This is a genomic window from Mesorhizobium sp. M1A.F.Ca.IN.020.06.1.1 (genome assembly GCF_004023265.1).
In the GTDB taxonomy this organism is placed as follows: Bacteria; Pseudomonadota; Alphaproteobacteria; order Rhizobiales; family Rhizobiaceae; genus Mesorhizobium.
This window is the reverse complement of the sequence record NZ_RZSR01001579.1, coordinates 1-729: the sequence shown is the minus strand read 5'-3', so window position 1 is coordinate 729 and position 729 is coordinate 1. Positions and strand designations below refer to the sequence as shown.

General features: G+C 61.2%; 1 protein-coding gene. It reads right to left on the bottom strand.

What is annotated here, in order from left to right; translation table 11 throughout:
• Positions 1–86: 86 nt before the first annotated feature.
• Positions 87–729 (bottom strand): DUF930 domain-containing protein (locus EOA60_RS35665; protein WP_128312764.1); only part of this gene is annotated, 643 nt, incomplete at its 5' end.

Genomic DNA, 729 nt, shown 5'->3' with positions numbered 1-729 from the left:
CCCTGCCGGAGACGCTGTCCGCGCTTTGAACCTTCGTTCGACGCATGCGCTTGCCCCGAAACCGGTCCCACTTTCGAGTGAAATACTTAGCGGAGACTAGGCAATCTCAGCCCGGCCCATTCGCCGGGTGGGATCTCAGCCCCGACACGGAAGTTGAACGACAAGACCCTTGTCGCACCGGCGTCGACCTCGCACCGGAAGCTCAGGCGGTACCATGTGGTTGCCGTGCTGAAGGCGGCCACCGGAGGGTTAAGGACATTGCCCACCTTCAGCGGAATGGATGGCAGCCATTTGGGAGAATAGGAGGCGCCCTGCAATTCCTCGTTCAAAACGCTGCCGCAAAGATTGGCAACCCGCTGGTCGCGAGGCACCTCGCTCATAGAGCTTGTGGCCAGCGCGTCGCCGGTAGCGCCCTGCGAATAGAGCTTTCGAACACCCGGAAGGCCGGAATAGATCGGCGACGCAGCAACGGCGGCGTTGGTAGAACTTGGCGTCCCGGCGCTCTTGCTTCGGAACTTCGAGATCTTTGCAGGCCTGAACTTCAGCGCATTTGCTTGCTTGGGCTTTTGCTTTTCGGTCACGGCCGGAAGATCGACCTTATCGCCGCTCTTGGCATCCGTCGGCGTCGGCGCCGCGGCTGTTTGCTTTTCGGCGGTTGGCGCTCCTGCCTCTTGCTCGGCAGCCTGCTGTTTATCCGTGTCCTGGGCTGCCTTCTCCTCACTTTGCGTG